At 72.8% G+C, this 12,495-nt stretch carries 14 protein-coding genes; 11 read left to right on the top strand and 3 right to left on the bottom strand.

Annotated features, from left to right (window positions below):
- The first annotated feature begins 12 nt into the window (after positions 1-12).
- Entirely contained in the window at positions 13-819 is an 807-nt protein-coding gene (locus AB0B48_RS08060; protein ID WP_357197643.1) for a sugar phosphate isomerase/epimerase, read from the top strand.
- 29 nt (positions 820-848) lie between these two features.
- Here AB0B48_RS08060 and AB0B48_RS08055 read toward each other — a convergent pair whose 3' ends face one another.
- Genes AB0B48_RS08055 through AB0B48_RS08045 form a run of 3 tightly spaced genes read right to left on the bottom strand, consistent with a single transcriptional unit; the run spans position 849 to position 2,923 of the window.
- Positions 849-1,436, bottom strand: a complete 588-nt coding sequence (locus tag AB0B48_RS08055; RefSeq protein ID WP_357197640.1) for a CGNR zinc finger domain-containing protein — start codon at positions 1,434-1,436, stop codon at positions 849-851.
- Positions 1,437-1,455: 19 nt separating this feature from the next.
- A complete protein-coding gene (locus AB0B48_RS08050; RefSeq protein WP_357197637.1) occupies positions 1,456-2,622 on the bottom strand; it encodes a glutathionylspermidine synthase family protein in 1,167 nt (388 codons plus the stop codon).
- 1 nt (position 2,623) lies between these two features.
- A complete protein-coding gene (locus AB0B48_RS08045) occupies positions 2,624-2,923 on the bottom strand; it encodes a hypothetical protein (protein WP_357197634.1) in 300 nt (99 codons plus the stop codon).
- Positions 2,924-3,002: 79 nt separating this feature from the next.
- Between AB0B48_RS08045 and AB0B48_RS08040 the strand changes: the two genes are divergently transcribed.
- From AB0B48_RS08040 to AB0B48_RS07995, 10 genes are all read left to right on the top strand, one after another.
- Complete coding sequence (locus tag AB0B48_RS08040; RefSeq protein ID WP_091402747.1) at positions 3,003-3,923, top strand: proline dehydrogenase family protein; 921 nt, start codon at positions 3,003-3,005, stop codon at positions 3,921-3,923.
- 106 nt (positions 3,924-4,029) lie between these two features.
- Entirely contained in the window at positions 4,030-4,830 is an 801-nt protein-coding gene (locus tag AB0B48_RS08035) for an alpha/beta hydrolase (protein WP_357197631.1), read from the top strand.
- On the top strand, positions 4,823-5,398 hold the full coding sequence (locus tag AB0B48_RS08030) for a WHG domain-containing protein (protein ID WP_357197629.1): 576 nt from the start codon (positions 4,823-4,825) through the stop codon (positions 5,396-5,398). The genes AB0B48_RS08035 and AB0B48_RS08030 overlap by 8 nt, the downstream gene beginning before the upstream one ends.
- Before the next feature lie 69 nt (positions 5,399-5,467).
- The gene (locus tag AB0B48_RS08025; protein ID WP_357197626.1) at positions 5,468-6,757 is read left to right on the top strand and encodes a hypothetical protein; all 1,290 of its coding nucleotides are present in this window, start codon (positions 5,468-5,470) and stop codon (positions 6,755-6,757) included.
- Positions 6,758-6,836: 79 nt separating this feature from the next.
- Positions 6,837-8,192 (top strand): efflux RND transporter periplasmic adaptor subunit, encoded by a 1,356-nt coding sequence (locus AB0B48_RS08020; RefSeq protein ID WP_357197690.1) that lies wholly within the window; start codon positions 6,837-6,839, stop codon positions 8,190-8,192.
- On the top strand, positions 8,189-9,175 hold the full coding sequence (locus AB0B48_RS08015; RefSeq protein WP_357197623.1) for an ABC transporter ATP-binding protein: 987 nt from the start codon (positions 8,189-8,191) through the stop codon (positions 9,173-9,175). Before AB0B48_RS08020 ends, AB0B48_RS08015 begins: the two co-directional genes overlap by 4 nt.
- Positions 9,172-10,356: an ABC transporter permease gene (locus AB0B48_RS08010; protein ID WP_357197620.1), complete on the top strand. Its 1,185-nt coding sequence runs from the start codon at positions 9,172-9,174 to the stop codon at positions 10,354-10,356. Before AB0B48_RS08015 ends, AB0B48_RS08010 begins: the two co-directional genes overlap by 4 nt.
- 212 nt (positions 10,357-10,568) lie before the next feature.
- Positions 10,569-10,778, top strand: coding sequence for a helix-turn-helix domain-containing protein (locus AB0B48_RS08005; protein WP_007465625.1), 210 nt, complete (start codon positions 10,569-10,571; stop codon positions 10,776-10,778).
- A 270-nt stretch (positions 10,779-11,048) separates the two neighbouring features.
- Positions 11,049-11,150 carry an AURKAIP1/COX24 domain-containing protein gene (locus AB0B48_RS08000; RefSeq protein WP_007465623.1) on the top strand — a complete coding sequence of 34 codons (102 nt, stop codon included), beginning with the start codon at positions 11,049-11,051 and terminating at the stop codon, positions 11,148-11,150.
- A 121-nt stretch (positions 11,151-11,271) separates the two neighbouring features.
- On the top strand, positions 11,272-12,348 hold the full coding sequence (locus tag AB0B48_RS07995) for an NAD-dependent epimerase/dehydratase family protein (protein WP_357197617.1): 1,077 nt from the start codon (positions 11,272-11,274) through the stop codon (positions 12,346-12,348).
- Positions 12,349-12,495: the final 147 nt, after the last annotated feature.

Genomic DNA, 12,495 nt, shown 5'->3' with positions numbered 1-12,495 from the left:
ACGCTGGCTGATGTGACTTCCCGCGTTCCCGTGCTCCTGTCCAGCTCGTCGGTCTTTCCCGAGCCGACCGCGGCGGCGTTCCAACTGGCCGCGGCGCTCGGCTACGACGGCGTCGAGGTGATGGTCTGGACCGACGTGGTCAGCCAGGACGCGGGTGCGCTGCGCGGTCTCTCCGCGCACTACGACGTGCCGGTGCTCTCGGTGCACGCGCCCTGCCTGCTGGTCACCCAGCGGGTGTGGAGCCCGGACCCGTGGGAGCGCCTGCGCAAGGCCGCCGAGCTGGCCGAGACGCTGGGCGCGCCGACCGTCGTGGTGCACCCACCGTTCACCTGGCAGCGCGATTACGCGCGCAACTTCGCCGAGGGTCTGGCAGGCGTCGCGGACCGGTTCAGCGGGCTGCGCTTCGCTGTGGAGAACATGTACCCGGTGCGGATGGCGGGCCGGCAGTTCGTCCCGTACGTGCCCGGTTGGGACCCGACCGACGCCGGCTACCCGTCGTACACCCTGGATCTGTCGCACTGCGCGGCCTCGCACAGCGACCCCCTGGAGATGGCCGACCGGATGGGCGCCGGGCTGGCGCACGTGCACCTCGGTGACGGCACCGGCGAGGGCCGCGACGAGCACCTGGTGCCCGGGCGTGGCACCCAGCCCTGCGGGGAGCTGCTCTCCTCGCTGGCGGGCCGGGGTTTCACCGGGGCGGTGGCGGTGGAGGTCGCCACCCGGGGCGCGAAGAGCCGCGCGGTGCGCGAGGCGGACCTGCGCGCCGCGCTGGAGTTCGCCCGCCAGCACCTGACCGCGCCGTCACCTGTCGACGCCTGACCCGCCCGCCCACGATCGGGCGGTGTCGGTCAGCTGACCGGTGAGAGGGAGTCGGTGGCGGAGGTCTGCTGCGGGGCGACGGTCACCTGCTCGCCGACCGCCGCCCGCTTGCGGGCCCGGTGCGCGGCGACGTGTGAGCGGGTGGCGCAGCGCTCCGAGCAGAACCGCCGGCAGCAGTTGGACGACGTGTCCAGGTAGACGTTGCCGCACCGCTCGTCGGCGCAGACCCCGAACCGGGCGCTCCCGTACTCGCAGAGCCAGACCGACAGCCCCCAGGCCGCGCCGGCCAGGTATTCGGCGCTGACCGAGGCGCCGCGGCTGGTCACGTGCATGTGCCAGTCGCTGGAGTCGTGCCCGGAGATGCGCGGCTGCACCGGGAACGCCTCGAGCAGCGCGTTCAGCTCGGTGACCGCCTCTGCGTCGCGCCCCGAGGTGCCGTACTCGAAGACGTCGCGCAACCGTTTCTGCGCCCGGCGGAAGATGGCGACGTCCCGGTCGGCGACCTCGTCGCGCATCCAACCGTTCTCGTCGGGAAAGAGGGCCCGCAGGTCGTCGAGGTCGTCCAGGCGGGCGTTGACCAGGTCAACACCGGTCCGGGCGTACGCGTCGAAGTTCACACCCCCAACGGTAGACGACTCAGCGGGTGCGCGGCGCGTCGATGTAGTGCGGCAGGAACCGCGCGTAGCCGTCAGTGATCAGACTGGCGCTCTCCCGCACGCCCACGCCTGCCGACTCGCCGTCGACGATCCAGCTGCCCAGCACCATCCGATTGCCGGCGAACTGCGGCAACGCCCGGAACTCCTGGTAACACCAGCCCTCGTCGCCGTAGATCCCCGGGTTGGTGATCTCCTCATCGGCGGTGACGATGCGTACCGAACCGCCTTCGCGGCCGAGCAGCGGCTTGGCGACATACTCCGGCATGCCGCGCGGCGAGTCGAGGTACGCAGGGAGCAGGAGCTCGTGGCCGGGGTACAGCTCCCAGAGGACAGCGAGCAGTGCCTTGTTGGAGAGCAGCAGTTTCCAGGCCGGCTCGATCCAGGTGGTCGGGGTGCCCGGGGCCAGGGCCGCCGGCCCGTACGGCTCGGCCAGCATCCACTCCCACGGGTAGAGCTTGAAGCAGGTGGTCACCGGGCGGTCGTCGGCGTCGACGAAGCGTCGGCCGTCCCAGCCGATCTCCTGGATGGGTTGGAGCTCGACGCTCAGGCCGGCCTGCCGGGCGGTCTCGGCGAGGTAGCCGGCGGTCATGTGGTCCTCGCCGGACTCCTCCTCGTTCGACCAGAGCACGTGCACCAGGGGGTCGTGCAGCCCCGCCCCGATCTTGGCCCAGGCGCCGACCAGTCGCTCGTGCAGGCTGTTCCACTGGTCCAGCTCCGGCCGGGTCTGCTCCAACCAGTACCACTGGATGATGCTCGCCTCGACAAGCGCGGTGGGGGTGTCCGCGTTGTACTCCAACATCTTCGGAGGCCAGGTGCCGTCGTACGCGAGGTCGAAGCGCCCGTACAGGGTCGGTGGCGCCTCCCGCAGCGACCGGGCCACCGCCTCGGCCGCCCACTCCGGGATGCCGAACTCGGCGTACCGGCGCTGCGTCACCACGTGCTCGGCGGCGGCCACCGACATCCGGTGCAGCTCCTCGGTGGCCTCCTCCAGCCGCAGCACCTCGTCCAGGTCGAACGCGTACGCGGCGGTCTCGTCCCAGTACGACATGATCCCGCCGTCGGGCAGCTCGGTGTCGACGTAGACCAGACCCTGCGACCGGATGGTGGCGTCCCAGTCGGGGCGCGGCGTGACCGTCTCGCGGCGCACGTCAGCCGCCGCAGGCGGCGAGGTGGGTGCCGAATCCACCGCGTTCGGGCAGGGCGGCGGTGGTCGGCTCCGGGGCGGAGCGACCGGCGGCCGGGTCGCTGACCCGCATCGCGAGCGCGACGGTGCCGCCGCCGCCGACCGGCCCGAGGGCGCAGTCGTCGTCATCGTCGTCGTCCGAGGTCATGTTGCAGCCAGAGAGAGCGAGCGCGAGAGCGGTGAGCGCGCCGAGCTGCACGGAGGCCGAGCGGAGTCGGCGGCGGGGGCGTTGGTCCACGGCATCGTTGTAGCCGATCAACGCCACCGCCGCCGCCCCGCCCCCGGGCCGAGGTGGCCCGGCCGCCCCTCGGCGGGGCCCCTCACAGGGGCGTTACGCTCGGCTCATGCTCCGTTCCGTCATCCTCGCCGCCTCCCGGTCATCCCAGGTAGAGCGGCTCGTCGCGACTGCCCCGTACACCCGGGACGTCGTCCGCCGGTTCGTCGCCGGCGCCGCCACCGACGACGCGTTGCGCGCGACCCGCGGGCTCGTCGACGACGGCCTCGCGGTCACCCTCGACCACCTCGGTGAGGACACCGTCCGCCCCGAGCAGGCCACCGCCACCCGGGACGAATACCTGAAACTGCTGAAGATGCTCGGCGCCGCTGGGCTCACCCCGGCCGCCGAGGTGAGCGTGAAGCTCTCCGCCCTCGGCCAGATGTTCGACGAGCAGTTGGCGTACGACAACGCGCGGGCGATCTGCGCGGCAGCCGACGCGGCGGGCACCACTGTCACCCTGGACATGGAGGACCACACCACCACCGACTCGACGTTGGAGGTGCTGAGCCGGCTGCGCAAGGACTTCCCGTCGACCGGCGCGGTGCTCCAGGCGTACCTGCGGCGGACCGAGTCGGACTGCCGGGAGCTCTCCTCGGCCGGGTCCCGGGTGCGGTTGTGCAAGGGCGCCTACAAGGAGCCGGAGTCGGTGGCGTACCAGTCGGCCCGTGAGGTGGACAAGTCGTACGTGCGCTGCATGAACATCCTGATGTCCGGCGACGGTTACCCGATGCTGGCCACCCACGACCCGCGGATGATCGCCATCGGTGAGGACCGGGCCCGGTGGTTCGACCGGGGTCCCGAGCGCTTCGAGTTCCAGATGCTCTACGGCATCCGCCCCGAGGAGCAGGCCCGGTTGGCCGGCGAGGGCTACACGGTGCGCACCTACGTCCCGTACGGCGACGAGTGGTACGGCTACCTGATGCGCCGGCTCGCCGAGCGCCCCGCCAACCTGGTCTTCTTCGGCCGTGCCCTGATCTCCAAGAAGTAGTTCCTCCGGTTCGGCCGACGGGCCGGCGGTGACCCCTCGGGTCACTGCCGGCCCGTTTCGGCTATCCGGCTTGCCAACGTTGGCTAAGTAACTTAGCTTTAAAGCTATGACAACTAGCCAGGTGCGGCGGGACGGTGGACACATCGCGTACGAGGTGCAGGGCGAGGGGCCGTTGGTGGTCCTCGCGCACGGCATGGGCGAGAACCGGGCGAGCTTCCGGCACCTCGTGCCGCTGCTGGTGACCGCCGGTCACCGGGTCGCCTCGGTCGACGTCCGGGGGCACGGCGAGTCCAGCGCCGGCTGGCCCACGTACGCCCCGGCGGAGGTCGGCGCGGACCTGCTGGCCGTGGTCCGCGACCTCGACGCCGGTCCGGCCGTGCTGGTCGGCAGCTCGTCCGCCGCGGCGGCGGTGGTCTTCGCCGCCACCGACGCACCCGAACTGGTCACCGGCATCGTGCAGATCGGCGCGTTCGTCGGTCAGCCGAAGCTCAACCCGCTGCTGCGGATGGCGATGTGGTCGGTGCTGCACAATCCTCGACTGTTCGGGATGTTCCACAACACCCTCTTCCCGGTGCACCGGCCCGTCGACGACGCCGCGTACCGCCGCTCGATGGTGGCCAACCTGCGCGAGCCCGGTCGGATGGCCGCGACGCGCGGCGTGATCGCACCGGCCGAGCCGCACTGGACCGCCCGTGCCCCGCAGGTGCGGCAACCGGTGCTGGTGCTGATGGGCTCCAAGGACCCGGACTTCCCCGACCCGGGAGCCGAGGCGCGGGCCGCCCGGCGGCTCTTCGGCACCGCCGAAGCTCGGATGATCGAGGAGTCCGGCCACTACCCGCACGCCGACCGGCCGCAACGCACCGCCGAGGAGCTGCTCGGCTTCCTGGCGGTGTGCGCCGGTGCCTAGGGTCGGCCTCAACCAGCAGACCGTCGTACGGGAGGCGGCCCGGCTCGCCGACGAGGTCGGCTTCCCGCAGCTCACCCTCGCCGCGCTCGCCAGCCGGCTCGGGGTGGCGCTGCCCAGCCTCTACAAGCACGTACGGGGGGCGGACGCGTTGACCCAGAAACTGGCCGCCCTGGCGACCGCCGAACTGGCCACCGAAATGACGACCGCCGCCGTCGGCCGCTCCGGTGGCGACGCGCTCCGGGCCATGGCGGACGCCTACCGTGGCTACGCCCTCCGGCACCCCGGCCGCTACCCGACCACCCAGCGGGTGCCGGACCCGGCCGACCCGGAACACGTCGAGGCCGGCGAACGCGCCGTCGGTGCCGTCTTCGCAGTGCTGCGCGGGTACGGGCTCACCGGGGACGACGCGGTGGACGCGACCCGCGCGCTGCGCAGCGCCCTGCACGGCTTCGTGACCCTGGAGGCCGCGGGGGGCTTCGGTCTGCCCCGTGACGTCGACCGCTCGTACCACCAGTTGGTCGCGAGCATGGACATCTCGTTCCGCTCCTGGCCGCGTACCGGCGGGTGAACGAGCCACCGGGCCGATCGGCCCGGGGCGGCCTCGCCGCGTCCAGGTAGTGGTCGTACCCTTCGGCGGGTGACTGACGAGGTGCAGCAGCCAGCACCGCGGCGGCTCTGGCCGCTGTGGACGGTGCTCGTGGTGGTCGTCCTGCTGCTGGGCTGCGGCCTGCCGGCGGCGCTCGTCGTCGGAGTGATCCGGGAGACAGGCTCGCGCGCCACCGTCAGCCGGGTCGGCGCCTCGGCGGCCGACGACCCGGCCACCGCCGTGGCCCGGGGGCTGTCCGACCGGATCACCGCCCAGCTCCACCGGCAGTCAGCGGCACTCCTGGGCGGCGACCGCGCCGGGTTCCTCGCCGTCGCCGACCCCGCCGCCCACAACGACCTGCGTCGACGCTTCGCCGCACTGCGCGAGCTCAAGGTGACCGGCTGGCGGGCCGAGCCGAGTGGCCTGCCCGTGCCGATCATCGGCAAGCCCGGCGAGTGGCGGCTGCTGGTGCGCTTCCAGTACTGCTTCGTCACGCCGAACTGCCGGCCCAGCCCGGTGCTGATCGGCACCCGGTGGCGGGAGAACGGCGACCAGCCCCGGATGGTCGCCATGGAGGAATCCAAGTCGGTGGAGACCGGCACCCGACCGTGGGAGATCAGCAACCTGGCGGTCGCCATCGGCGCGCGGACCATCGTCGCCACCACCCCGGCCCTGCGCGGCAAGCTGCCCGGCCTGCTCGCGCAGGCCGAGGCGGCGGCGAAGGTCGCCGACGGGTACGCGGTGACCGGCTCACCGCCGGACCGGTACCGGATCTTCTACGCCGGGCGCACCGAGTGGCAACGCTGGTACGGCGGGGAACGTCCGGAATGGACCGGCGGTTACGCGGTGACGGTGGGCGGCGGCCACCACGAGGTGGTGCTCAACGCCGAAGGGCTCACCAACAGCGGCACAGACGACCTGCTGCGGCACGAGCTGACCCACGCGGCGTCGCTGCCGGAGCGCGGCTACCCGGGCAAGCTCACCTGGTGGCTGGTCGAGGGCCTGGCCGAGTTCGCCGGTGCCGGCGGCCAGGCGGTCGACCGGTACGAGGGGATCGCCGACGTGCGCAAGATGGTCCGGGGCGGCTGGGACGGCAAGTTGGAGGGCGTCAACCCCGCCGACGACGCGTCCGCCGAACGGGTCGCCGCCAGCTACGGCATCGGCTACCTGGCCGTTCGGCACCTCGTCGACAGGTACGGGCCGCTGCGGCTGCTCACCTTCTTCAAGACCGTGGTGCACGACGGCAGGACCATCGACGCGGCTTCCGAGAAGGCGTTCGGTGAGCAGTGGTCGACGCTGCACGACGAGTGCGTGGCGTACGTCCGCGCCACCGCCGCCTGACGCAGCTCGCAGGCGGTGCGGCGGTGCGCCGTACCATCGATGGGTGCGCCGTTCCCAGTCGTCACGGCCCGCCAGCACCATGCGGCCCCGCCTGCTCATCGCCCTGACCGCCGTCGTCGTCCTCACCGCCACCACCGCCGCCTCCTGCGGCGACGAAGGCCCCGATCTCGCGCTGGCGTCGGCCACCCGGAACCCGGTCACCGAGGTGATCGACGCACCCGCCACTGTCACCGCCCGAGCCGCCGCCACCCTCACCGCTCCCGCCGACGGCACCCTCTCCAGCCTGCGCGTCCAACCCGGACAGCGGGTCAAGCGCGGTCAGGTGCTGGCGGTGGTCGACTCGCCGAGCGCGCAACAGCGCCTCCGTCAGGCCAAGGAGGCGCTGGCCGCCGCGAAGCGCGCCGGCCGAGGCGTCGGCGCTGGCAGCCTGACCAGCAGCCGGCGTGGCACCGACAAGGCCGCCGACGAGGCGTTCGACGCGGCCCGCACGGCGGCCGAGAAGATCGCCGACCCGCAACTGCGCGACGCGCTGCTCACCCAGGTGACGTCCGCGCAACGCCAGTACGCTGCCGCCGCGCGCAGCGCCGACCAGGCGGTCCGCTCCGTGCAGCGGGGGATCAACGGGTTGAGTTCCGCCGTCGGCGCTCTCTCGGCGGCGCAACGGCTCCAGGCCCAGCAGGCGTACGACCTGGCAAAGGCGACGGTCGACGCGCTGACCCTGCGCGCCCCGATCGCCGGGGTGGTGCAGCCCGGCGGCACCCGGGCCGGCGGTGGGGCGAATGCCGGTCTGGCCGGGCTGTTGGAGCAGGCCGGTGGCGCGCAGGCGGCCGGCCTCGACCCGTCCGTGCTGGCCCCCAGCCAGGGTGGGCCGCCGCCCGGCGTGGACGACGCCGTCGCGGTCGGTGGTCAGGTCGCCGCCGGCACCCCCGTGCTGACCGTTGTCGACACCGGGCAGTTGGGTCTGCTCGCCGAGGTGGACGAGACCGACGTGCTGCTGGTCAAGGCCGGCGTGCCGGCCACCGTCGAGTTGGACGCCGTCACCGGCGCCAGCTACGACGCGGTCGTCCGATCGGTCGACGTGCTGCCCACCAACTCCGCGCAGGGCGGCGTCACCTACCGGGTCCGCCTGGCGCTGGGCGCCGGAAAGCTGGCCGAGGACGAGCCCGCTCCGATGCCCCGCCCCGGCATGAACGCGATCGTGCACCTGCGCGTACGCGAGGCCGCCGACGCGGTGACGGTCCCCGCGTCGGCGGTGTTCTCCGCCGACGGCCGGGACGCGGTCTGGGTGGTCCGTGACGGCAAGGCGGGCCGGGCGTCGGTGACCGTTGGCGTCCAGGGGTCCGACCTGGTGCAGATCCTCAACGGCGTGCAGCCCGGCGACCGGATCGTGGTGCGCGGCGCCGACCAGGTCCGCGACGGCCAGGAAGTCCGGTGAGCGAACCCGCCGTCGCGGATCCGCGCGGCGATCCGCCGGCAGGGGAGCGCGTCCCGGCCATCGAGGCGGTGGACGTGTCCCGGACGTACCAGCTCGACGGGGTGTCGGTGGAGGCGCTGCGCGGGGTGTCGCTCACCGTGCAGCCGGGGGACTACGTGGCCCTGGTCGGCCCGTCCGGCTCGGGCAAGTCCACCCTCATGCACCTCCTCGGCGGGCTGGACCGGCCCACCGGTGGCCGCCTGGTGATCGGCGGACGCGACGTCAACGCCCTCGCCCCACCGGAGATGGCGACCCTGCGCAACGAGACCATCGGCTTCGTCTTCCAGGCGTTCCACCTGTTGCCGCGTACCTCGGCGGTGGAGAACGTGGCGTTGCCTCTGGTCTACCGGGGACTCCCGGCCCGGCAGCGGCGGGAGCGGGCGGCGGCGATGCTGGGCCGGGTCGGCCTCGGGCACCGGCTGGACCACCGGCCCAACCAGATGTCCGGCGGTGAGCAGCAGCGGGTGGCGATCGCCCGCGCGCTGGTCACCGAGCCGACGGTGCTGCTGGCCGACGAACCCACGGGCAACCTGGACAGTGCCACCGGCGCCGCCGTGCTGGGGCTGTTGGAACAACTGAACGTGGAGTCGGGGGTGGCGCTGGTGATGGTCACCCACGACCAGGAGGTGGCGGCCCGCGCCCATCGTCGGATCACCATGCGCGACGGGGTGGTGGTGGCGGACAGCGGCGACCCGCGCTCCGCTCATGATCGACCGCCGTCCGTTGATCACGGTCGACCTGCGACACTGGTCCCCGCTCCCAGCGCGGAGCCCCGGTCCGCGTCCGGAAGCGGTCCGGGGCACCCGTCCGGTGGCTCCGGTGGCGCCGCCGGAGCCACCGGGCGCCTTCCGCGCGAGGTCGAGCGGCCCGAGGCCGACCCGGGCGAGGCGCGTGAGAACGCTGCGGGCTCGCGCGGGGTCGAGCGGCCCGGAGGTACGGCGTGAGGGTCGCCGAGGCGTGGCGGGTGGCGCTGGACGCCCTGCGGGCCAACCGGATGCGGAGCGCGCTGACGATGCTCGGGGTGATCATCGGGGTGGCCTCGGTGGTGCTGCTGGTGGCGATCGGCACCGGCACCAAGCAGAAGGTCGAGCAACAGGTCGAAGGGCTCGGCTCCAACCTGCTGCTGGTCGTCCCCGGCCGCATCGAGGTGGGCAACGCGCCAGTCGTCTCGCCGCTGACCCTCAAGGACGTGGACGCCGTCACCCGGGTGGTCGGCGACCCCGATCGGGTGGCGGTCACCGTCGCCTCGGGGGCGACCGCGCGGGCCGGCGCCCGTTCCGACTTCACCACGGTGCAGGGCGTCCTGGAGACGACCCCGGCCGTGTTCACCCGCTCGCTGGCGCGCGGACGTTACCTCACCGGCACCGACGTGGACACCAGCCGCCGGGTGGCGGTGCTCGGTGACTCGGTCGCCCGTGCGCTCTTCCCCGACCGGGACCCGCTCGGCCAGCAGGTGGCGCTGGCCGGGGTGCGGTTCCGGGTGATCGGTGTCTTCGCGCCCCTCGGGCAGAGCCTCGGCGTCGACCGGGACGACGAGGTGCACGTGCCGGTGACCGCCGCGCAACGACTCTGGGGCACCCAGCGGGTCGACGGCATCGCGGTGAAGGCGCCGGACCGGGAGCGGATCGACGAGCTAGGCGAACGGATCGTCGCCGAGCTGAACCGCCGCCACCCGGACACCGAGTTCAGCGCCGTCACCCAGCAGCAGATCCTCGGCGTGCTCGGCGACATCCTCGGTGTCCTCACCGGCGTGCTGGCGGCCATCGCCGGCATCTCGCTGCTCGTCGGCGGCGTCGGCGTCTCCAACATCATGCTGGTCAGCGTCCGGGAGCGGACCCGGGAGATCGGGCTGCGCAAGGCCGTCGGGGCGCGTCCCCGCGACATCGGCGTGCAGTTCCTGCTGGAGGCGGTGCTGCTCACCACGATCGGCGGGTTGACCGGGATGGCGCTGGGCGTGGGCACCGCCCTGCTTGTCGACGCGCTGTCGCCGATCCCGGCTGCGATCACCTGGTGGTCGTTGGCGCTCGCCTTCGGGGTCTCGGCGGTGGTGGGCATCGTCTTCGGGGTGGTTCCCGCGCAGCGCGCCGGCCGTCTCGACCCGGTGGTCGCGCTACGCACCGAATGAGCGGCAAAGGAACAACCGGACGACGGACGCGGACGGGCGGATACCGGGAGCACGGATCGGGTGAACCGGCCACCTGAGCATGATCAGTTGCAGGAAGGGATCGCGCCGGTCACAACCGCCCCGCTACCGTACTGGTAACACGCGCGTCGTCGGCCCGGCCCGGAGCATCCGTCGGGTTGGCACGCGCCGGGCATGGGATGGGTCGGTGAGCCATGGCCGGGTCACAGTCCGACGGACGGCTGTCGGAGGTCAAGTTCCTGACCGTTGCGGAGGTGGCGACGGTCATGCGGGTGTCGAAGATGACCGTCTATCGCCTGGTGCACAGCGGTGAGCTCACCGCCGTCCGGGTCGGTCGGTCATTCCGGGTGCCCGAGCATGCGGTGCACGAATATCTCCGGGGTGCCTTTCAGGAGACCGCCTGAGCCACCGCCTCACCCTCCGATCGTCGGTTGACCGGCGTCGGTGGGCGTGAGGAGTGAGCTCGCGCGCCCCGCGGTCGTGCGCCAGAGGCGGCCGCGGCGGGGGCGCGTTGGTCCGGCTGACGCCCTGCGGCTACCCTGGAACCCGACCGAGACCCCACCGGTGCGCCCCGCCGCCCAGACTGGTCCGGTCCGTTGTCCGCAAGCGGTCGCCGTCGCCACCTGCGTGGTGTCATCCGGTCCGCCCCGCACGTTGTATCGAAAGGCTGTCGTATGGGCTCGGTGGTCAAGAAGCGCCGTAAGCGCATGGCTAAGAAGAAGCACCGCAAGCTGCTGCGCAAGACCCGCGTCCAGCGTCGCCGTCTCGGCAAGTGATCGCCGCCGGGCTCAGGCCCGGCGTTCGGCGTCACTTGCCAAACTGTCGACCTCCGGAGGCTCAGGTGATCAGGCCGTGGTCGTCCCGGCTCGGTCCATCCTGCCGGCGTAGGTGCGTCAGATGACCCCCGGTGGCACCTCAGGTGCTCCGGGGGTCGTCGTCGTCACCGGAGTGGGTCGTTACCTGGGAGCCCACGTGGCCGCCCGTCTGGCCGCCGACCCGCGCATCGAACGGGTCATCGGGGTCGACGCACCGGACTCCGGCATCGAGTTCACCGACCTGCTGGACCGGGTCGAACGGATCCGCGTCGACAACGGTTCCCTCGGTGGCCTCCTCGCCGACCTGGACGTCGACGCGGTGGTGCACCTCGCGCTCGTCACCTCACCCGACCCGCAGCACGGCGGCCGGTCCGGGATGAAGGACCAGAACGTCATCGGCAGCATGCAGATGCTCGCCGCCTGCCAGCGGGCACCCCGACTGCGCAAGCTCGTGGTCCGCTCGTCGACCGCCGCCTACGGGGTGTCGTTCCGGGACCCGGCGGTCTTCACCGAGGAGACCGAACCCCGCGAGGTGCCGCGCGGTGGTTTCGGCCGCGACATCCTCGACCTTGAGGGGTACGTGCGCGGCTTCCGCCGCCGTCGGTCCGACGTCACCGCCACGGTGCTGCGCTTCGCCCCGTTCATCGGCTCGACCGCAGACACCACGCTGACCCGCTATTTCTCGCAGCCGTTCGTGCCGACCGTCTTCGGCCGTGACCCCCGCCTGCAGTTCCTGCACTTCGACGACGCGTTGGAGGTGCTGCACCGGTCGATCGTGGAGGACCATCCCGGCACCTACAACGTCGCCGGCCCCGGCGTGCTGTCGCTGTCCCAGGCGATCCGGCGCGCCGGCCGGGTCGCCGTGCCGGTGCTGGAGCCGGGTCTCTCCGGGGCTGCCGCGCTGGCCCGCACCATGGGCTTCGGCCGCTACGGCCTGGACCAGGTCGACCTCTTCGTGCACGGCCGGGTGGTCGACACCAGCCGGCTCGAGCAGGAGTACGGCTTCACGCCCCGGTCGACAGCCGAGGCGTTCGAGGACTTCATCCGGGCCCACCACGGTGGCGTGGTGGTCACCCGGGATCAGCTGGCCGCCGCCGAGCAACTCGTCCTGGACGGCATCCGGCAGGTGCGCTCAGCGGTCCGGGAGCGGGCATCATGAGCGGCTTCGAGGAGGGGCGCGACCCGCAGTCGGTCGGGCGTTTCGACGTACCCGAGCGGGTGACCGCTCCGGACGCGGAGCCGGCGCGGCGCAACGGGCACCGACCGGCCGCGCAGGCCGCGCCGACCCCGGCCGCGCCGCCGGCCT

The organism is Micromonospora sp. NPDC049089 (genome assembly GCF_040648775.1).
GTDB lineage: Bacteria > Actinomycetota > Actinomycetes > Mycobacteriales > Micromonosporaceae > Micromonospora.
Note: the sequence above shows the minus strand (reverse complement) of the source record. Positions and strands in the feature narration are given on the sequence as shown.